18 protein-coding genes are annotated in these 18,517 nt (G+C 61.2%); 13 read left to right on the plus strand and 5 right to left on the minus strand.

What is annotated here, in order from left to right; genetic code table 11:
• The first annotated feature begins 99 nt into the window (after positions 1–99).
• From K2Q04_RS00320 to K2Q04_RS00360, 9 genes are all read left to right on the plus strand, one after another.
• Positions 100–912: a ComF family protein gene (locus K2Q04_RS00320; protein WP_291157733.1), complete on the plus strand. Its 813-nt coding sequence runs from the start codon at positions 100–102 to the stop codon at positions 910–912.
• A 127-nt stretch (positions 913–1,039) separates the two neighbouring features.
• On the plus strand, positions 1,040–1,300 hold the full coding sequence (grxC, locus tag K2Q04_RS00325) for a glutaredoxin 3 (RefSeq protein ID WP_092868678.1): 261 nt from the start codon (positions 1,040–1,042) through the stop codon (positions 1,298–1,300).
• 2 nt (positions 1,301–1,302) lie between these two features.
• Entirely contained in the window at positions 1,303–2,178 is an 876-nt protein-coding gene (locus K2Q04_RS00330) for a carbon-nitrogen hydrolase family protein (RefSeq protein WP_291157739.1), read from the plus strand.
• On the plus strand, positions 2,175–2,612 hold the full coding sequence (locus K2Q04_RS00335; protein ID WP_291157742.1) for a DUF1178 family protein: 438 nt from the start codon (positions 2,175–2,177) through the stop codon (positions 2,610–2,612). Before K2Q04_RS00330 ends, K2Q04_RS00335 begins: the two co-directional genes overlap by 4 nt.
• Positions 2,613–2,758: 146 nt before the next feature.
• Positions 2,759–3,823, plus strand: a complete 1,065-nt coding sequence (gene bioB / locus K2Q04_RS00340; RefSeq protein WP_291157745.1) for a biotin synthase BioB — start codon at positions 2,759–2,761, stop codon at positions 3,821–3,823.
• On the plus strand, positions 3,807–4,940 hold the full coding sequence (locus K2Q04_RS00345) for an 8-amino-7-oxononanoate synthase (RefSeq protein ID WP_291157748.1): 1,134 nt from the start codon (positions 3,807–3,809) through the stop codon (positions 4,938–4,940). Before bioB ends, K2Q04_RS00345 begins: the two co-directional genes overlap by 17 nt.
• Positions 4,937–5,584, plus strand: a complete 648-nt coding sequence (gene bioD, locus K2Q04_RS00350; RefSeq protein ID WP_291157751.1) for a dethiobiotin synthase — start codon at positions 4,937–4,939, stop codon at positions 5,582–5,584. The genes K2Q04_RS00345 and bioD overlap by 4 nt, the downstream gene beginning before the upstream one ends.
• On the plus strand, positions 5,581–6,840 hold the full coding sequence (locus tag K2Q04_RS00355; RefSeq protein ID WP_291157754.1) for an adenosylmethionine--8-amino-7-oxononanoate transaminase: 1,260 nt from the start codon (positions 5,581–5,583) through the stop codon (positions 6,838–6,840). The genes bioD and K2Q04_RS00355 overlap by 4 nt, the downstream gene beginning before the upstream one ends.
• The gene (locus K2Q04_RS00360) at positions 6,837–7,817 is read left to right on the plus strand and encodes a beta-ketoacyl-ACP synthase III (protein ID WP_291157757.1); all 981 of its coding nucleotides are present in this window, start codon (positions 6,837–6,839) and stop codon (positions 7,815–7,817) included. Before K2Q04_RS00355 ends, K2Q04_RS00360 begins: the two co-directional genes overlap by 4 nt.
• A 9-nt stretch (positions 7,818–7,826) precedes the next feature.
• Here the strand turns inward: K2Q04_RS00360 and K2Q04_RS00365 are convergent, their stop codons facing one another.
• The 5 genes from K2Q04_RS00365 to K2Q04_RS00385 form a co-directional block, all read right to left on the minus strand.
• On the minus strand, positions 7,827–8,405 hold the full coding sequence (locus tag K2Q04_RS00365) for a YceI family protein (RefSeq protein ID WP_291157759.1): 579 nt from the start codon (positions 8,403–8,405) through the stop codon (positions 7,827–7,829).
• Entirely contained in the window at positions 8,402–8,986 is a 585-nt protein-coding gene (locus K2Q04_RS00370; RefSeq protein WP_291157762.1) for a cytochrome b, read from the minus strand. Before K2Q04_RS00370 ends, K2Q04_RS00365 begins: the two co-directional genes overlap by 4 nt.
• A 115-nt stretch (positions 8,987–9,101) precedes the next feature.
• Entirely contained in the window at positions 9,102–10,007 is a 906-nt protein-coding gene (locus tag K2Q04_RS00375) for a transglutaminase family protein (RefSeq protein WP_291157764.1), read from the minus strand.
• Positions 10,004–12,571 carry a circularly permuted type 2 ATP-grasp protein gene (locus K2Q04_RS00380; protein WP_291157767.1) on the minus strand — a complete coding sequence of 856 codons (2,568 nt, stop codon included), beginning with the start codon at positions 12,569–12,571 and terminating at the stop codon, positions 10,004–10,006. Before K2Q04_RS00380 ends, K2Q04_RS00375 begins: the two co-directional genes overlap by 4 nt.
• 127 nt (positions 12,572–12,698) lie before the next feature.
• A complete protein-coding gene (locus tag K2Q04_RS00385; RefSeq protein WP_291157770.1) occupies positions 12,699–16,001 on the minus strand; it encodes a DUF2126 domain-containing protein in 3,303 nt (1,100 codons plus the stop codon).
• A 326-nt stretch (positions 16,002–16,327) separates the two neighbouring features.
• Here K2Q04_RS00385 and K2Q04_RS00390 point away from each other — a divergent pair, with 326 nt between their 5' ends.
• The 4 genes from K2Q04_RS00390 (at position 16,328) to K2Q04_RS00405 (ending at position 18,505) form a co-directional block, all read left to right on the plus strand.
• Positions 16,328–17,401: a putative zinc-binding metallopeptidase gene (locus tag K2Q04_RS00390; RefSeq protein ID WP_291157773.1), complete on the plus strand. Its 1,074-nt coding sequence runs from the start codon at positions 16,328–16,330 to the stop codon at positions 17,399–17,401.
• A gap of 85 nt (positions 17,402–17,486) precedes the next feature.
• On the plus strand, positions 17,487–17,666 hold the full coding sequence (locus K2Q04_RS00395; protein ID WP_291157775.1) for a hypothetical protein: 180 nt from the start codon (positions 17,487–17,489) through the stop codon (positions 17,664–17,666).
• Positions 17,667–18,230, plus strand: a complete 564-nt coding sequence (locus K2Q04_RS00400) for a hypothetical protein (RefSeq protein ID WP_291157778.1) — start codon at positions 17,667–17,669, stop codon at positions 18,228–18,230.
• A 53-nt stretch (positions 18,231–18,283) separates the two neighbouring features.
• Entirely contained in the window at positions 18,284–18,505 is a 222-nt protein-coding gene (locus K2Q04_RS00405) for a hemin uptake protein HemP (protein WP_291157781.1), read from the plus strand.
• Positions 18,506–18,517: the final 12 nt, after the last annotated feature.

The raw sequence follows: 18,517 nt of genomic DNA on the forward strand, positions 1-18,517 counted from the left end.
CTCGTCTTTCTCGTAGATGATCGGGACCGAAGCCTGGACCCTCGAAGGGCAGGCGTCGAAGCTCTCGCTGGCGTTAGCGCGTTGCGCTAGTGTTGTGCAATGTCGAACAATAACACGGTTGCGGACGACGACACGGGAGATGGCACGAGCGGCAGCTTGAGCCTGCTCTCGCGGCTTCGTCCTTTCCACCGGCTTCGGCGGGCAGCCCTCGATCTGTTGCTGCCCCCGGTCTGCCTCGGCTGCCGGACACGGATCATGGACCACGATTCCCTCTGTCCGTCCTGCTGGCAGAAAATCAATTTCGTCCGCCCTCCGGTGTGCGACAGGCTCGGATTGCCGCTCGCCATCGATACCGGCGGCCTGACGGTCTCAGCGGCCGCCCTCGCGAACCCGCCGGACTACGATCGCGCCCGGGCAGTGGCCAGCTTCGGCGGGCTCCTGCAGACGCTTATTCACGGGTTCAAATTTCACGACAATCATAACGCCCGGCGGCTTTTCGGGCGGTGGATGGCTGACGCGGGGCGCGAGGTGCTTGCCGAGGCCGACCTTCTCGTGCCGGTGCCGCTCGCTCGTTGGCGGCTGCTCGGACGGCGATTTAACCAAGCGCAAATTCTTGCGGCGGAGGCCGGGCGGCGCACCGGCAAGCCCGTCAATCCTTTCGCGCTCGTCAGAATCCGTTCGACGCCACATCAAATCGGCCTCACCCGGGCTCAACGGAGCCGAAATGTGGCGGGTGTGTTCCGCGTGCCTGCCCGTGAATTGCCGAATATCTCAGGAAAAGCCATAGTTTTGGTCGACGATGTCATCACGAGCGGTGCAACGGCATCGGCAGCGGCCCGGGCCTTGAAACAGGCGGGTGCGCGCAAGGTCGACGTGCTCGCACTTGCGATAGTTTCAGAACGTTATTCCTGAGGCTGCAAAGGGCGTGGCAAAGGCGCGGCACAGCGGCGCAAATCAACGATGCAAGGTTGCATGACCTCGCGAACGGTTTAGTTTTGATTCGAACTTTTCATATGGCGTGTTGAGAGGCGCCGACGAAATGCAGAAGGTGACGGTCTACACTGCTGGCAACTGCTGCTACTGCCACATGGCCAAAGACCTATTGCGGCGCAAAGGCGCCGCCTTCGAGGAAATCGATCTGTCGGGCCGCAACGATTTGCGTGCTGACCTTACCTTGCGCGCGGGCGGCCGCAGAACAGTTCCTCAAATCTGGATCGGCGATGTACACGTGGGCGGCTGCGACGACCTTTTCGATCTTGAGCGCAGCGGACGCCTCGATACGCTTTTGACCGCAGCCTGATCATGTCATCACGTTCCAAAACAGCATTCCGCGCCGCTCTCGTACAAATGCGAGCCGGGCGAAATATCGAGCGCAACGTCGCCGACGCCGTGTCGCTGATCAACGAAGCGGTGGATCGCGGAGCCGATTACGTTCAGACTCCGGAATGCACGACGTTGATGGAGCTTGACCAGGCACGTCTCATGGCGGAGACGAGGCCCGAGGACGGCAACGTCGCGCTCGCCGCGTTCACCGATGCCGCCCGCAAGCGCAAGATCTGGTTGCACATCGGATCGATGGCCGTGAAGGTCGGCGACCGGCGTCTCGCCAATCGCGCGTACGTCATTGCTCCCGATGGGACGATCTCGGCGCGATATGATAAGATTCATATGTTCGATGTCGATCTCGGCGGTGGCGAGTCCTACAGCGAGAGCGCGAATTATCAGGCCGGCCCGAGCGCGATTATCGCGGAGCTTCCATGGGGCCTTCTTGGCCTGACCATTTGCTACGATTTGCGCTTTCCCGCGCTGCACCGGGCGCTGGCAAAGGCGGGAGCCAAATTCATCACCGTACCGGCCGCGTTCACGCGGACGACCGGCGAAGCGCATTGGCATACGCTGCTCAAGGCGCGCGCCATCGAGACTGGCGCTTATATTCTGGCGGCGGATCAGGGCGGCCGGCACGAAAATGGCCGGGAGACGTTCGGCCACAGCCTCATCATCTCGCCCTGGGGCGAGGTTCTCGCGGAAGCGGGGGTTGATCCCGCGGTGATCCTTGCCGACATAGATGGTACCTACGTCGACCAAGTGCGGCGGAAGATTCCGTCGCTAACGCATGACCGCGAATTCGATGTCGTGGTCGCCAACTCGAAGGCGCCGTCACTGGTGCACGGATCGTGATCAAGTATCGTCTTGAATGTTCGTCGGGGCATGAATTCGAAAGCTGGTTCCGCGCAAGCGCCGATTTCGACTCTCAATCGCTTGCAGGCGAGATCGCCTGCCCGTTTTGCGGCTCGATCGACATCGAGAAACAGCCGATGGCGCCCTCCATCGTGACGAAGGCAGCCGTCGCTTCGCGGTCCGCCGGTCCCGCCCCGATGCTGAGCGGAGACGCGAAGGCCACTCTCGAAGCCCTGCGTGCCATCAAGAAGACCGTCTTCGAGAACACCGAAGACGTCGGGCCGCGTTTCGCGGACGAAGCGCGCAAAATGCATTTCGGCGAAATCGAAGAGCGGCAAATTCGGGGAAGCTCCACCCTTGAAGAGGCGCGCGAGCTCGTCGACGACGGCGTGCCGTTCGGCATCCTCCCCGCCCTTCCCGAGGATCTTAACTAAAGCTCGAGGGAAAGCTCCCGATTGCCGTTTTCCTTGGGCCTCACCAGCTCAGAGAGGCATTTTGGCGGTTGCTAGCCGGGGCGGAAGCGGTGCAAACATCTTCTCCGGATCGGGGCGGTGTCCGCCCCTGCGGAGATCGCACCTGAATGACCTCACCCGTTACCCGTCTCGATGCCTCTGCCCGTACCCGTGGAGGCCCGGCAATCCGCCATGACTGGACGGGCGCCGAAGCTATGGCGCTCTACGAGCTTCCGCTCATGGATTTGCTCTTTCGCGCCCAAAGCGTGCATCGGACGTCTTTCGACCCGAACAAAGTTCAGATGAGCCGTCTCCTGTCGATCAAGACGGGCGGCTGTGCGGAAGACTGCGGCTACTGCAGCCAGTCCGCTCACCACAAGACCGGCCTCAAGGCGTCGAAGCTGATGGAGGTCGAGCGCGTCATCACCGAGGCCAAGAAGGCCAAGGCTGCCGGCGCGACGCGCTATTGCATGGGCGCCGCTTGGCGCAGTCCCAAAGCGCGAGACATGGACGTCGTCGTCGCGATGGTTGAAGGCGTCAAAGCGCTCGGCATGGAAACGTGCATGACGCTCGGCATGCTTTCGGACGACGATATCGTCAAGCTGCGCGACGCCGGTCTCGATTATTACAATCACAACGTCGATACGTCCGAAGCCTACTACGACAAGGTCATCACCACGCGGACGTACGCGGACCGTCTCGATACGCTGGCGCGCGTTCGCGATGCGGGCATGAAGGTTTGCTCGGGCGGCATCGTCGGCATGGGCGAAGAGCGGCAGGATCGCGTCGACATGCTCGTGACGCTCGCCAACCTCGAAGAGCATCCGGAGAGCGTGCCGATCAATATGCTCATCGCCATTCCCGGAACGCCGCTTGGAGACACCGAGCGTATCGACCCAATCGATTTCGTCCGCACCATTGCGGTCGCGCGTATCATGATGCCGAAGTCTTTCGTGCGTCTCTCGGCCGGGCGAACCGAAATGAGCGACGAGATGCAGGCGCTTTGCTTCTTCGCTGGCGCCAATTCCGTCTTCGTCGGAGATACGCTGCTGACGGCGGATAATCCGGGCGAAGACAAGGACAGCAAGCTATTTGCGAAACTAGGCCTGTCGGCGCTCGACATTGAAATCGCCGATCCTCACGAGGCGGAGCTAGCGTCCACTGCGGTTCAACGGGATGCCCGGCAATCATGAGCGTGCGCTCGACGCGCTCCTCCGCCGCGGGCGTTTGAGGACGCTCGAAACGGCGCACGGCATCGATTTCACATCGAACGACTACCTTGGGCTCGCGCAATCGCGCCAGCTGGCGCAGGCGGTTGAGCGGGCGGTGGCTCGGGGCGTGCCGGTCGGCGCCGGCGGCTCACGCCTGCTGCGCGGCAATCACGAAGAGCACGAGGCGCTGGAGCAGGAAGCCGCGCGCTTTTTCGGTGGCGAGACGGCGCTGTTCTTCGGCGGCGGCTTCATCGCGAATTCGGCCCTGCTCTCGACGTTGCCCTCACGGGGCGACCTGATCGTTTACGACGAGTTTATTCACGCCAGCGCTCACGACGGCATGCGCTTGTCGAAGGCGAACTCGGTCGCGGTTCGTCACAACGATGCGCAGGCCTTCGAGGACAGCATTACGGCGTGGCGGCGCGATGGCGGCACGGGGCAGCCGTGGATCGTCATCGAGAGCCTGTACAGCATGGATGGCGACCGGGCGCCGATCAGCGATCTCTTCGATATCGCGCGGCGTCACGATGCGATGCTCATCATCGACGAAGCGCACGCGACGGGCGTGTTCGGCGCCCGCGGCCGAGGACTTGCAGCCGATCTCGAAGGCAATGACAACGTCATTAGTTTGCATACGTGCGGTAAGGCGCTCGGCGCCATGGGCGCGCTGGTGATTGGACCACGGGTTATTCGCGATTTTCTCGTTAACCGCGGAAGGCCGTTCATTTACGCAACCGCTCCATCCCCGCTGATCGCAGCGACGGTGCGCGCGGCACTCAAGATTTGTGAAACGCAGCCCGAACGGCGGGAGCGTCTCATGAACCTTGTCGCGCATGCGGAACGGGAGCTCACTGCGAAGACGCGCTTTCGTCCTTCCGGTTCGCAAATCCTGCCCCTGGTCGTCGGAGGCGATGTACCGGCGGTGACGCTTGCGAGATCGATGCAGAGCCGCGGCTACGACATACGCGCTATCCGTCCGCCGACGGTGCCCGAAGGCACGTCCCGGCTGCGACTTACGATTACGCTCAACGTAGACGAAGTCGCAATCACGCGGCTTGTCGACGATATCGCAGCGGCTGAAGCGGAGACCGCGGCATGACCATTCGTATCGTCATCGCCGGAACCGGAACGGATATCGGCAAAACCGTTTTCGCCGCCGCGCTCACGGAAGCGCTCGACGGATATTATTGGAAGCCCGTGCAGTCGGGACTTGCTGGCGACACGGATGCCGAGACCGTCAATCGGCTGACGACCTTGGCGGAGTCTCGAATTCTGCCGGAGAGATACCGACTGAATACGCCCGTCTCGCCGCATTATGCCGCCGAGATCGACGGCGTCGAGATCGATTCCAAGAAGCTGTCGCCGTTCGGGTTGCCGACCCCGCTGGTGGTCGAGACCGCCGGTGGCCTCATGGTGCCGCTGACGCGACGCTTGTTGCAGATAGACTTGCTGGCGCAATGGAGGCTGCCTGTCATTCTCTGCGCATCGACACAGCTCGGAACGATCAATCACTCGCTGCTCTCAATCGAAGCCCTGAAACGCCGCGCCATTCCAATTCTCGGCGTTGCTTTCATCGGCGACGAAAACGCCGATAGCGAGCGCACGATCGTGACCTTCGGGGCAGTCAGGCGGCTCGGCCGTCTGCCACGCATCGACAATCTCAATGCCGACACTTTGCAGGCGGCGTTCGCCGAGAATTTCGCGGTTGCGGACGTTCTCGATATCGGGGCCGTCGGCCCATGACGTCCTCCGCCATCTGGCATCCGTTCACGCAGCACGCGCTCGAACCATCCATGGCCCGCGTCGCCCGGGCCGAAGGTGCGTGGCTCGAAACTCCCGAGGGGAAGCGCATTTTCGACGGCGTCTCTTCGTGGTGGGTGATAACGCACGGACATCGGCATCCGAAGATCACCGAAGCCATTCGCGCGCAAGCCGAGTTGCTCGACCAGGTCATTTTTGCGGGCTTCACACACGAGCCTGCGGAAGCCGTTGCGGCTGGTCTGTTGAGGATCGTGCCGCAAGGTTTGCGCCACGTGTTCTTTTCCGACAGCGGCTCGACGTCCGTCGAGGTCGCTCTCAAAATGGCGCTCGGATACTGGAAGAATACGGGCAATCGCCGGACACGCATTCTCGCGTTGGAAGATGCCTATCATGGCGACACCATCGGCACGATGTCGGCTGGTGCTCGCGGCGTTTTCAACGCGGCCTACGAGCCGCTGCTGTTTGAAGTCGGCCGCATCCCGCTCCCCAAGCCGCATCATGCGCAGCCGACGTTCGACGCACTCGAAATCGCTTGCCGGAAAGGGGACGTCGCCGCGTTCATTTGCGAGCCGCGGATCCTCGGCGCAGGCGGCATGCTGATATACGATGCGGACGCCCTCAAGGAGATGCACCGGATCTGCAAGGCGCACGACGTGCTCTTCATTGCCGACGAGGTGATGACGGGCTTCGGCAGAACGGGGACCGTGTTTGCGTGCGAGCAAGCGGGAATATCGCCTGACATTCTCTGCATCGCCAAAGGAATTACCGGCGGATCCATACCGCTCGCGGTTACGATGTGCAGCGCGCCCATTTACGATGCTCATCTCTCGAAGGACCGTTCGCGGACATTCTTTCACTCAAGCTCCTACACGGCCAATCCGATCGCGTGCGCCGCGGCGGCGGCCAATCTCGAAGTGTGGCGTCGAGAGCCGGTCATCGAGCGGATTTTAACGCTGACGGCGAACCAGGCCCTGTGTCTTAAAGACTTGGAAGGCGACCCGCGCTTCTCGAACCTTCGGCAGCTTGGTACAATCACAGCCTTCGAGCTTGCCGATGCTCAACAAGGCTATCTTGCCGATATTACTCTCGCCATGCGCGCGCGCCTTCTCGAACGTGGCGTGCTTCTCCGGCCTTTGGGATCTACCGTTTACGTGATGCCGCCCTATTGCACGACCAAGGATGACCTCAAATTCGTCTATCGCAGTCTCGTCGAAACCGTCGATGAGGTGCTCGCATGACGGGCGTCGAAATCATCAGTTATGGCCATTACGCGCCGGAGCGCATCGTACCCAATCGGGAGATCGAGGCGCGTCTTGGTCTCGAGGCCGGTTGGATCAAGCGGCGTACCGGCATCGAGGAACGCCGATATGCGGCGGACGGCGAAGCGCTTTCAGACATTGCGGTGAAGGCCGGCGATATGGCGCTGGCACGAACTGCATTTTCGCGCGACGACGTCGGGTTGCTGTTACTCGCGACATCGACGCCGGACCATTTGCTGCCTCCGTCGTCACCGCTCGTCGCGCATCGTCTTGGATTGGCAAACGCCGGTGCAATCGACATGGCAGGCGCTTGCGCGGGCTTCATCTATGCGCTGACGTTGGCCGACAGTTTCGTGCGGACGCAGGGAACAGCGGTTCTCGTCATCGCAGCCAACATTCTCTCTCGCCGTATCAACGAAGCGGATCGCGCAAGCTGCGTGCTCTTCGCGGACGCTGCAGGCGCAGTCTTACTGGCGCCGTCCGCGCGGCCGGAAGCCGGCATTCAAGGCGCGCATCTGGCGGCCAAAGGCGAGCACTACGATCTGATCACGATACCGGGCGGCGGCAGCCGCAAGCCCTTTTCAAAAATCCGCGATCCGCAAGACGTGCTGATGGTGATGAACGACGGCAAAGCCGTCTACGCAGCAGCCGTCGATATGATGACGGAGTGTGCGGAAAAGGCGTTGGCAAGGGCCGGGATGTCCACCGGCCAAGTCGATCATCTCATCCCGCATCAGGCCAATGAGCGGATGATGAATACCTTGGCGCACCAGCTTGACGTTCCGCCCGAGCGTCTCAGATCGACGATCGAGAACTTCGGCAACAGCTCGGCTGCGACGATCCCGTTCACGTTGTCGGCCACAGCTACCGACCGGCCGTATGCGGCGGGCGAGATCATACTCATGACCGCGGCGGGCGCCGGATTAACCGGCGGCGCCGCAGTCTTCAGATTGTAGATCCGTTCGTTACTGACGAATGCCCTCGACGTTGAGCATGAGTTCCACGGTCTTCGAGGCGGGACCGAGATCGCGGTTGATGCCGAAATCAGCGAGCGTCAACTCCGTCGTTCCCGTGAAGCCATCGCGGTAGCCGCCCCAGGGATCTTTGCCGCCACCGAGGCGCTCGGCATCGATCGTGATTTCTTTCGTCACGCCATGCAGCGTGAGATTGCCGGTGATCTTTGCCTTGTCGGGTCCCGACGCTTTGACACTCGTGCTCTCGAATGTCGCCGTCGGGAACTTGTCGGTGTCGAGCAGATCGGCGGCGCGCAGATGCTTGTCGCGTTCGGCGTGATTGGTATCGATGCTCGTCGTGTCGATTTCGACTTTCACTTTCGAAGCGTCGGGGTTCTTGTCGTCGAAGGAAAAATTGCCGGAGAACTTATCGAAGCGGCCGGTCAGCCAGCTGAAGCCAAGATGCTTGATGCGGAAGGTGATCGACGCGTGGGCGTTCTTGGTATCGATGACGTAGTCGGCCGCCGACGCCGGGAGCGCCAGCAGCGAAACGGTCATCGATGCCGCAAGAGCCGCTATTCTGAAGTTCATTGACGATTTTCCTTTTCTTGGACGAGTGATTCAACTGGCGGCGGACCCGACCACATGCGCGTCAGGACCGGGCTCTTATCGAGGTAATGATGCTTCAAAGCTGCGGCCGCATGAACAGCGGCGAGCGCGATCGTGGCATAGGCCAGAATTCTGTGAACGTAACCGGCGCGGCTTTCGAGCCCGTGCATTTGCAAGATCGATGGAACTGAAAACCAACCGAAGACGCTGATCGGCTCGCCACCCGCGGTCGATATCAGGTAGCCGCTCGCCATCAGCACGAGCAGCAAAACATAAAATCCCCAATGGACGGCGTAGGAGGCCTTTTGCTCGAGGGGCGACAGCTCGCGGTCCGACGGCTTGACGTTCGCGACTCGCCAGATCCAGCGAACGAGGAGCGCAAATAGCAGGAGCATGCCGACGCTGCGATGAATGTCGGGCGCGGAATTGTAGTACGGGCTATAGTAGTCGAGGCCTACCATCCATAGGCCGAGTATGAACATGGCGATGATCGCGATCGCCATGAGCCAATGGAATAGGCGCGAGATTATCCCGTAGCCTTCCGACGTATCGCGAATAAACATCGTAGCCCCATGCTTGCGCAAAGGCGCGATGTCCCTCGGCGCCTCTGGCCCGGTACAAATGCGAGCGGTGCGCGGCTCCTTCAAGAGGGCACAAAAAGGTAACTACCCGTGACGTTTAGCGACCGCTCAGCGCGTCAGCCGGCGCGCCTGCTATCATATTGACGTCGACGCCGACGCTGACGGAATGCTCGCCGCCACCGCGCAGCACTCCGCTTATCGGGCTCACGTCATCGTAGTCGCGGCCGTAAGCGACCGTCACGTGCTCGTCACGAACGATGATGCCGTTGGTCGGATCGAAATCCACCCAGCCATATTCCGGCGACCAGACCGAAATCCAGGCGTGCGTCGCATCCGCGCCTTGCAGCTTCGGACGTCCCGGCGGCGGCCTCGTGTGGAGATAGCCGCTGACGTAGCGGGCGGGAATACGAAGCGCACGAAAGCACGCCAATGCAGCGTGTGCGAAATCCTGACAGACGCCGCGCTTCGTCTGGAAGACTTGCGTCAACGGGGTCGAGACGTCGGTTGCGTGCGGATCAAATGTGAAATCGTTATACATCCGCATGACGAAATCCATCGCTGCATCAAGGACTGGCCGTCCCGGCGCGAACGACGGCGCGGCATAGTCTGCGAACTCGAGCGTCGGCAGAGTGATGCGCGAGGCGCAGCGGTACATCAGAACGTGGACATCGCGCTCGCCGCCGGATTTCAGCAGGCAATCGTCGAGATGATCCCACGGCGTCGTTGACGCGAGATCAACGGGCGGCGGCGTTCGCTTCTCGACCGTGCTCCGCGCTAGCAGCACAAGCTCTTTGTGCTGCGACTCCATATCGAGAATGATGTCGATGTTTCCGAATGCGTCGATCCCGTCCTGCCGCGACGTCGGGACCGGCTCAACGGTCAGGCTGTGATGGCGGACGATCTGCCCCGGCAGCGAGCGCGGCGTCATGTGCACGATATGCAGTGACTGCACGACCATCGAGCGATAGCGGTAATGCGTCTTGTGGGTGATATCGAAGATCATAGCGAGGGTTCTACCCTCGTGTGGGTTCGATGGGGCGCTTCGTCCATGACGTTGAAGTAGTGCCTCGTTATTTCGTTGGAAAGCTCGGGCAGCATTTCCAGCTGATCCAGCAGGAGGCGTTCGAGCATTGCGCCGCTTTCTTCTTTCGCCATCGCTTCAACGTCGGCCATGCGGATCGACGTCAGCAGCGCGAGGATAAGCCGCCGATCTTCCGGCAATCCCGTGCCCTTGTACGTATCGGGAAGCCCTTCCAGATGCCGGGCGATTGCCGAGAGCTGATAGGCAAGGCTTCGCGGGTTTGCCTCGTCGAGCAGAAGAAGGTCCAGCACCAGCGCCAGCATCGGGTCGAGCCTGTAGCGCGAGCGATAGGTAATGAAGCTGTCGGCGAGTTCGAGCAAAAGCACCAAGCTGCTCTGCGTCTCTTCCTGATCCGGCAACGGAATAAACAGCGTGAGGATCGCTTCGCTGAGATTTTGCGCTCTCTCGATACGCCGCCCCATGTCGAGAAATGCCCAGCCCGAATTCCGCGTCATGTTCTCGTGCATGAAGCCGTTGAACGCGGCGATCGCCGCGAGCCCTTCATCCAACACATCGAGGACTTCGAGCGGCTGCGCGGAGCTCAGCGCCTCTCTCCAGCGGTCGCCGGAGCGGAACTTGCTCAGCGTCTGCCAGGCTTCGAGCGACAGACGATCTCGCACGAGATGGGCAACGCGATAGAGCCCATCGAGCGTGCGCTCAAGAGTGCGCGAACCGATGCCGCCCGTGATCAGGCTTTCGCATAGCCGCTCAATTTCAGCATCAGGCGGTGCGCCACGAGTGCCAGTGACGAGCCCCAGATCTTTACCGAGAAGGACTTCGAGGCATTTGCGCGCGGCGCGGCGGCCGGTGTTGGGCCCGCTATCTTCCTCGATCCGCCGAAGTGCGCCGCGAAGCACGCGCATCGTCCAGTCGGCGCGCTCACTGTAGCGGCCAAGCCAGAACAAATCATCGGCGACGCGGCTTTGAATGACCCGCTGCGAACGCTCGATGCGCGTCGTTGCCAGCGTCGGCCTCCAAAGGCTGATGTGCGGCGCGAGTTCGCTTTCCGACAGAACCCAGACGTCTCGCGTGCGGCCGTCAGGAGCGCTGAGGGCCACGGCGCGTTCGGGATCGATGCTCATTGCGAGCCCTCCCGGCATGACCTGATAGCCGCCGTCGGTTCTGCAAACGAAGAGGCGGACGGCAAAGGGCTTCGGCACGAGCCCGTCGCGGCCGAGGATCGGCGCTGAGCTGAATTCGACTTTCTCTTCCGCGACGAGCGTCGCGCCATGAAGAGCGATTTCGCGCTTCATTTTTTCGCGCTCGGGGGCGGAAAGTCCGCGGGCTTCCCAGCCGAGGGCAGCTTGACCAGGGCGCCCTGTGCCCTCCTGGGCCTTGCGGATGATGAACTTATCCGGCCGCGCGAAAAGCTCGCGGCGGGCGTCAGGATCGCCGAGCCAGCGGCGCGGTGCGTCCGCGAGTTCGAGTTCCTCTCCCAGAACATGACGGGCAAGCTCCGGCAAATAAGGTCCGAGGCCGCGGTTTTGCGCGAGTGCCGTTCCTATGGCGTTGACGACGATGCGCGGCGACCTGCGGCAGACGCGGAGGAGGCCCGAGGGGCCGATGAAGCCAGTCGGATCGAGTTCGAGCGGATCACTCGATTTGCCGTCGATGCAGCGCACGAGGAGGTCGATCTCTTTCAAGCCTTCGAGCGTCTTCAGATAGACTTGCTCGTTTCGCGTTTTGAGATCGTGACCTTCGATCAGCAAGTAGCCGAGGTAGCGCGCGAGATAAGCGTGGGAGAAATAGTCTTCGTGATGCGGGCCCGGAGTCATCAGCGCGATGCGCGCATTTTCGCGGCCGCTGTGCAGCGTCAGCGTCGACTGCAGTTCCTGGAAATAAGGCGCCAAACGGCGTGCGTTGCAATCTTTGAAGAGATCGCCAGCGACGTGCGTGTGCACGACGCGGTTCGCCAAAGCAAAGCCGATTCCCGCCAGGGTCTCGGTGTGATTGTCGATGATGTGCCATTTGCCGTCTTCGCCGCGGGCGATGTCGGCGGCGTAAAACATCAGGCCGCCGGCATTCGGCAAGATGCCATTAGCCGGTGCAAGATAGGCGGCATCGGAGAAGATCAGCTCGGCAGGCACCAGCCCTTCACGCAGAAGGTTCTGCTCGCCATAGACATCATTCAACAGCGCATCGAAGAGCCTCGCGCGCTGAATGAGCGCCGTTTCCAACCCTTGCCATTCGCTTGCCGAAATGACGACGGGCAAGAGGTCGAGCGTCCAGCGCTGCGGCGTGGTGTGAGGGTCGGCGAAGATATCGTAGGCGATGCCCGTTTCACGGACGCGAGAGGCGAGGCGGCCATACCGCGCCTGCCGTTCGGTTTCGGGCAGCTCGGCTAATCCTTCGAGCAGCCGTCGCCAATGCGTGCGGACCATTCCAGACGCATCCAGCAGCTCATCGAACCCCTTTATCTCCTTGCGCCTATAGGCGTCCAAGAGAGCGGATATTGGCTGTTCATTCATTGCCGCTGCTGTCGTCATTCCGACCGGTCCACGCCGCGACGTCCTCCCCCAAATCAATCAGCACACTATCGTGCCACGAGACGCGGTCCGCAAGCGACGGCGCCAGGCGAGGGGGAGCGAATGCGCTCTATGCACGGCTTGCCTTTCACACCGGACTGCGGCGCAAGTCCAGTGTGCATGGATAATCCGGGTTAACGTTTTCCGGCTTGATGGACATCGATCCGGCTGTGTGGCCTTCCGCGTCGAAACGCGCGAGGCGGCGGCCTTCAGCCTCGTAGGCATTGATCGGGAACACCTCGAAATTGCGGCCGCCCGGATGTGCGACGTGATATCGGCAGCCGCCGATAGACCGCCCGCTCCACGTATCGACGATATCGAACGTCAGCGGCACGTGCGGCGGAATCGTCGGGTGTAAAGCGGACGGTGGCCACCAAGCGCGATAGCGGACGCCAGCAACGGCTTCGCCCCAGTTTCCGGTTGGCGCCAACGGAAGCGGACGCCCGTTGCACGTTACGACGAAGCGATCGCCCGTCTGGCCTTTGACTTTCAATTCCACTCGCTCAAGCGAGGAATCGACGTAGCGCGCGGTACCGCCCGCGATGCTCTCCTCGCCCAGCACGTGCCAGGGCTCGAGCGCCTGACGCAATTCGAGCGTCAGGTTCGACGCCGACACGGTGCCGTAGAGGGGGAAGCGGAATTCGAAGTGCGGTCGGAACCATTCAAGTTCCACCGGCAGATTTGCGGATTTCAGGTCGGCAATGATCGTCGCTAAGTCGGACCAAAGATAATGGGGCAACATGAATCGATCGTGGAGCGCCGTACCCCAGCGAACCAGCTTTTGGCGATATGGCTTTTCCCAGAACATCACAATCAGTGCACGTAGCAGCAGCTGTTGAGCGAGGCTCATGCGGGCGTGCGGCGGCATTTCGAACGAGCGGAACTCGACAAGTCCCAGCCTGCCTGTCGCGCTATCGGGAGAATAAAGCTTATCGATGCAGATCTCGGCACGATGCGTGTTGCCCGAGACATCGATCAGCAGGTTGCGGAAGAGCCGATCGACGAGCCAGGGCGGGATGTGCCCAACTCCCGGATCCGGCACTTGCGAAAGTGCAATTTCGAGTTCGTAGAGCGATTCGTGACGGCCCTCGTCGGCGCGCGGCGCTTGGCTCGTCGGTCCGATGAACATGCCGGAAAAGAAATAGGACAGCGCCGGATGATTTTGCCAATAGGCAATGATAGAGCCTAATAGATCGGGACGGCGCAGGAACGGACTGTCGGACGGCTCCATGCCGCCGACGACGATGTGGTTGCCGCCCCCGGTTCCGGTATGACGGCCATCCAGCATGAACTTTTCGGCTGATAGGCGCGTCTCGTGCGCCTCCTCATAGAGCGCGGTCGTTATTGCGACTGTGTTCTCCCAGCTCGCCGAGGGATGAATGTTGACTTCGATGACGCCGGGATCGGGCGTGACCTTGATCACGTTGAGGCGTGCGTCTGACGGCGGATTATAGCCTTCGATCTGCACCGGAACGCCGGTGTCTTTCGCCGATTCCTCGATCGCTGCGACGAGCGCGGCATAGTCTTCCGCGTCGGTCAGCGGCGGCATGAACACGCAAATGGCATTGCCGCGCGGCTCGACCGTCAACGCGGTTCGGACCGAGCCTGCGATGTCCGGCGTGATCTCGATGGGTGTGTGTGGTTTTGCGGCTTCCAGCGTCACGACGCGGCGTTCCTGCAGCAGAACGGAACGCTCGGGCAGCGGCCGGGATCGGCCCATCGGATCGCGCGGGATGACGTTCGATTGCTCGATCGGCGCGAGTACCGGGAAGGACTGCAAGGGAAGGCGGAAGCCGGCGGGTGAATCGCCTGGTACGAGGAAGAGATGCTCGCGCCGGAGCGCCCAGCGCTCGGTGACCCATCGGCGGCCGCGGTCCGCCGTTTGCCAAGCTTGTATCGGAAGAACGTAACTCGCAACCTGGCCCAGTCCGCGATCGAAGACGCGTGCGATCCGTTCGCGCTCGGCGGGATCGTCCAGCCTATTGGCTTCGGCCGTGACATTGATCGGCAGTTTCCGTTCGACGAGCAGGAAGTGCGCCGGATCTTCATAAGCGGGGATGCCGCTGTCGATGGGTAGGCCAAGCTTCGCGCATAGGCCGCGCATCAATTTTTCGGCGTCTTCGATCATCGCGGGGCGCGCGACGCTCTCGCTGACGATAAGGTCCTGGTTTTCCCAGAGTGGCAGGCCGTCGCCGCGCCAATAAAGTGCGAATGCCCAGCGCGGAAGCTGTTCGCCGGGATACCATTTGCCTTGACCGTAGTGGAGCAGTCCGCCCGGCGCGAAACGGCGTTGCAGCCGGCGGATCATTTCGTCAGCGTAACGACGTTTTGTCGGTCCGACGGCCGCCGTGTTCCATTCGGCGGATTCCATATCGTCGGCAGCGACGAAGGTCGGTTCGCCACCCATGCTGAGGCGCACATCGCCTTTGACGAGCCGCTCGTCGATCGCGTTGCCGGTTGCGAGAATGCTTTTCCACGTTTCGTCGTCGTAGGGTTTCGTTACGCGCGGCGTCTCGCGAATGCGCGTGACGGCCATCTTGAAGTCGAATGAGACTTCCGCCTTCGTGTGGCTACCGCTGATGGGCGCGGCGCTGACGGGATGAGGCGTTGCGGCGAGCGGGATGTGACCTTCGCCTGCCAATAGACCGGACGTCGCGTCGAGGCCGATCCATCCGGCACCCGGAATATAGACCTCGGTCCAGGCGTGGAGATCGGTGAAGTCCGCGTCGGCGCCTGCGGGACCTTCGTGAGGCTTCACGTCCGGCTTCAGCTGAATGAGGTATCCCGATACGAAACGCGCTGCGAGGCCAACATTGCGCAGGATCTGGGTCAGAAGCCATGCGCTGTCGCGACAGGAGCCCGAACCCTTCGCGAGCGTTTCTTCCGGCGTTTGAACGCCCGGCTCCATGCGAATGAGATAGCTGACATCGCCCTGCACCATGCGATTGAGATCGCAGATGAAGTCGATCGTCGTCTGCGATTTGGGAACGATCTTCTTGAGATAACGCTCGAGGTTCGGCCCGAGAGGCGCCGCAACGAGGTAGGGCGCGAGTTCTTTCTTGACGACGTCATCGTAGACGAACGGCCAAGCCTCGGCCTTTTCCTCGATGAAGAAGTCGAACGGATTGATCACCGCCATGTCGGCGACGAGATCGACGGTGACGGAGAATTCCGTAGTCTCTTCGGGGATGACGACGCGGGCAAGGAAGTTGCCGAACGGGTCCTGCTGCCAGTTCAGGAAATGCGATTTCGGCGTGAGGGTGAGCGAGTAGCTCAGAATGGGCGTCCGGCAATGCGGGGCGGGGCGAAGCCTGATCACCTGTGGCGCCATGCTTACCCGTCGATCGTAGCGGTAACTCGTTTGATGGGTCAGCGCGACGTGAAGGACCATGAAGCAGCATCATCCCTGTTTGATCTGATCGCGGTGCCGGGCCTTCAGAGAAGGCCCCAGGCAACGAAATAGTCCTACCTGCGTTACCGGGCCGAAAGTTATGGTACAAGCGCGGGTTAGCCTAAAAAGTTCGCAGCCGCCAATTCTGCATGAGGTTTGAGCAGAGTGCTGAAAAAATTGGACCTCAGTGCGATTTATAAGGGCATCGACTTGTTTTATCGGCGAAGTCCAATGACCCAACAAGGAGCAGTCAGCCGTCGCCGGAAAACCCCGGTCGGGGCCATTTGCGCATTAGCCCACGGGCACCGGGGCGTTCGGTAGGCGGCATGAAAAATTTCGCCTGCTCGCACTGCGGAAACACCGTGTATTTCGAGAACGTGAAGTGCGTGGAATGCGGCAGCACGCTCGGTTTCGATACCGGGGAAATGGCCATCGTTGCGATAGCGGAAGCCGGTGACAGCACAGTTGCGCTCGACACCCCCATCTTTCGCAAGCTGAGCAGTACGCCAACCGACGTTCCGCTTCGATATTGCGCAAATGCGGAGTTCGGCGTTTGCAACTGGCTGACGCCTGAGTCCGAGAGCAACGTTTTCTGCAAGGCTTGCGACCTCAACCGCCTTATCCCGAACCTTTCGGAACGCGACGGGTTGCGCGCGTGGCGCGCGCTCGAGCATGCGAAGAAGCGCCTCGTTTATTCGCTTCTGCGATTTGGGCTGCCGTTCGATGGTTCGGCTTCGGCGAAGGGCCCGCTGACATTCGATTTCGTTCGCGACTCGCTGACAGGCCATCTCGATGGCGTCGTTACCATCGACGTCAGCGAAGCCGACTCCGTGGAACGGGAACGGCAACGGCAGCGGTTCGATGAACCCTACCGTTCGCTACTCGGCCATCTGCGTCATGAAAGCGGGCATTACTACTGGATGGTTCTCGTCGAAGAAACCGATCGGCTCGACGAGTTTCGTGCGCTCTTCGGCGACGAGCGCGAAGACTACGACGCGGCACTTACGCGCCATCACAACGCCGGCCCCGCGCCCGATTGGCAAGAGCGGCATGTTTCCGCCTATGCCAGCGCGCACCCTTGGGAAGACTGGGCGGAAACTTGGGCGCACTATCTGCACATGGTCGATGCTCTCGACACCGCTGCGGCCGAAGGCATGGAAGGCCATGGCGTTCATCTCGATCTGCGCGACGATATCTATTCGGGCGTAACGTTCGGCGCGCTGATGGCGAGATGGATACCACTGACGATCGCCATGAACAGCCTGAGCCGCAGCATGGGTCATGACGATTTTTATCCATTCGTAATTCCCGGCGCGGCTTACGACAAACTCGCATTCGTGCATCGCGTGATCCACGAGCGCGCTGAGCAAGCGGCGGCTACCGAGACCTCCAAAGTTTAAACTTGACTCTCGTAGTATACTTTCGCTTAATGGCCCCATTCGCCATTTGCGGGGCCTTGAACCTCGATATTTTGGATAGAAAACCATGAAACAATCGCACTTTAGCGGTGAGCGGTTTGACGCGCGCGATAAGTCCGGCGCTGTCCTGGCCGCATCGCTGTTCGCCGCCTCCGCGGGAATGATTTGGGATTTGGCGACCGGCCATGTCTCGGCATTCGACCGCATGCTCTCCGATCTTTCCGACGACGAAGGGGATGAGCGATAAATGCGGAACAAATCTCCGAAGCCGAACGACGGCAAGGCGACTGGCGGCGAGGATACCTGTGCGGGTCACGCACTCGGATTTCCGCTGCGCGCCGAACTCGAATTTCTGCCGATCGAAAACATCACGCTCGATATCTTCCGCTGCCTTTGCGAGGTGTACACCACCGGCTCGGCGCAGCCGTGGGAGATTGCGATGAAAGAGGCCGAGGCAAAGCTCGGCCCCGTCGAAGGTCCTCTTCTTGTCGCGCGCGTGACGGCGCTCCTCAGAGCGCTCCGGTCCGAACGCAAAGTCGGTTTCTCCTATCTCAGCATCGGCTGCCAGCATGTATCGCCCGACGAGCTTGCGGTGTCGGGGCTTTTGAAAGCTGCGCGCTCCGGCAACGAAGGCGCATTGGACCGTGGACTGAAGCTGCTGGTGGAGGATCCGCAGGCACCGGCGCGCACGCAGTTTGCCGCTCGCGCACTCGCCTCCATGCAATCGCAGCACATTGCTTCCGACGTGGACGTTCGTGACGATAGCCGCACGTCGCAAAAGAAGACTGCACCGGTCCATTATCTTCACTAGAGCGGATATTGAAAGATATGCCCGCTCCCAGCCACTTATCCTTGATCGAGCGAATGCCTCAGAAAAAAGAGATCGCAGCGTCCGTACTGCGGCAAGCGGGCCAAAGCCCAACTTCGACGACCGAATTGCCAAACACCGATGGCCCGATCGAGAACGGCGTCCGATATCGGGTTGACGAATTGCTCAAGGGTCACCGCGAAGCAACTCTCGTGCACCGAGGGCAAGAGTATCGCCTGCGCATTACCGCGACCGGCAAGCTGATCCTAACCAAGTAAGACACAACCAGG

Source organism: Hyphomicrobium sp., assembly GCF_019753045.1.
Classification (GTDB): Bacteria; Pseudomonadota; Alphaproteobacteria; order Rhizobiales; family Hyphomicrobiaceae; genus Hyphomicrobium_B.

Bases quoted from the DNA above. Each gene is read 5' to 3' on its own strand.
- K2Q04_RS00405 (WP_291157781.1), top strand. From the start codon at position 18,284: ATGCCTCAGAAAAAAGAGATCGCAGCGTCCGTACTGCGGCAAGCGGGC.
- K2Q04_RS00375 (WP_291157764.1), bottom strand. From the start codon at position 10,007: ATGATCTTCGATATCACCCACAAGACGCATTACCGCTATCGCTCGATG.
- bioB (WP_291157745.1), top strand. From the start codon at position 2,759: ATGACCTCACCCGTTACCCGTCTCGATGCCTCTGCCCGTACCCGTGGA.
- K2Q04_RS00360 (WP_291157757.1), top strand. From the start codon at position 6,837: ATGACGGGCGTCGAAATCATCAGTTATGGCCATTACGCGCCGGAGCGC.
- K2Q04_RS00365 (WP_291157759.1), bottom strand. From the start codon at position 8,405: ATGAACTTCAGAATAGCGGCTCTTGCGGCATCGATGACCGTTTCGCTG.
- K2Q04_RS00355 (WP_291157754.1), top strand. From the start codon at position 5,581: ATGACGTCCTCCGCCATCTGGCATCCGTTCACGCAGCACGCGCTCGAA.
- K2Q04_RS00380 (WP_291157767.1), bottom strand. From the start codon at position 12,571: ATGACGACAGCAGCGGCAATGAATGAACAGCCAATATCCGCTCTCTTG.
- K2Q04_RS00330 (WP_291157739.1), top strand. From the start codon at position 1,303: ATGTCATCACGTTCCAAAACAGCATTCCGCGCCGCTCTCGTACAAATG.
- K2Q04_RS00395 (WP_291157775.1), top strand. From the start codon at position 17,487: ATGAAACAATCGCACTTTAGCGGTGAGCGGTTTGACGCGCGCGATAAG.
- K2Q04_RS00320 (WP_291157733.1), top strand. From the start codon at position 100: ATGTCGAACAATAACACGGTTGCGGACGACGACACGGGAGATGGCACG.
- K2Q04_RS00390 (WP_291157773.1), top strand. From the start codon at position 16,328: ATGAAAAATTTCGCCTGCTCGCACTGCGGAAACACCGTGTATTTCGAG.
- K2Q04_RS00370 (WP_291157762.1), bottom strand. From the start codon at position 8,986: ATGTTTATTCGCGATACGTCGGAAGGCTACGGGATAATCTCGCGCCTA.
- K2Q04_RS00345 (WP_291157748.1), top strand. From the start codon at position 3,807: ATGCCCGGCAATCATGAGCGTGCGCTCGACGCGCTCCTCCGCCGCGGG.
- bioD (WP_291157751.1), top strand. From the start codon at position 4,937: ATGACCATTCGTATCGTCATCGCCGGAACCGGAACGGATATCGGCAAA.
- K2Q04_RS00400 (WP_291157778.1), top strand. From the start codon at position 17,667: ATGCGGAACAAATCTCCGAAGCCGAACGACGGCAAGGCGACTGGCGGC.
- K2Q04_RS00385 (WP_291157770.1), bottom strand. From the start codon at position 16,001: ATGGTCCTTCACGTCGCGCTGACCCATCAAACGAGTTACCGCTACGAT.
- grxC (WP_092868678.1), top strand. From the start codon at position 1,040: ATGCAGAAGGTGACGGTCTACACTGCTGGCAACTGCTGCTACTGCCAC.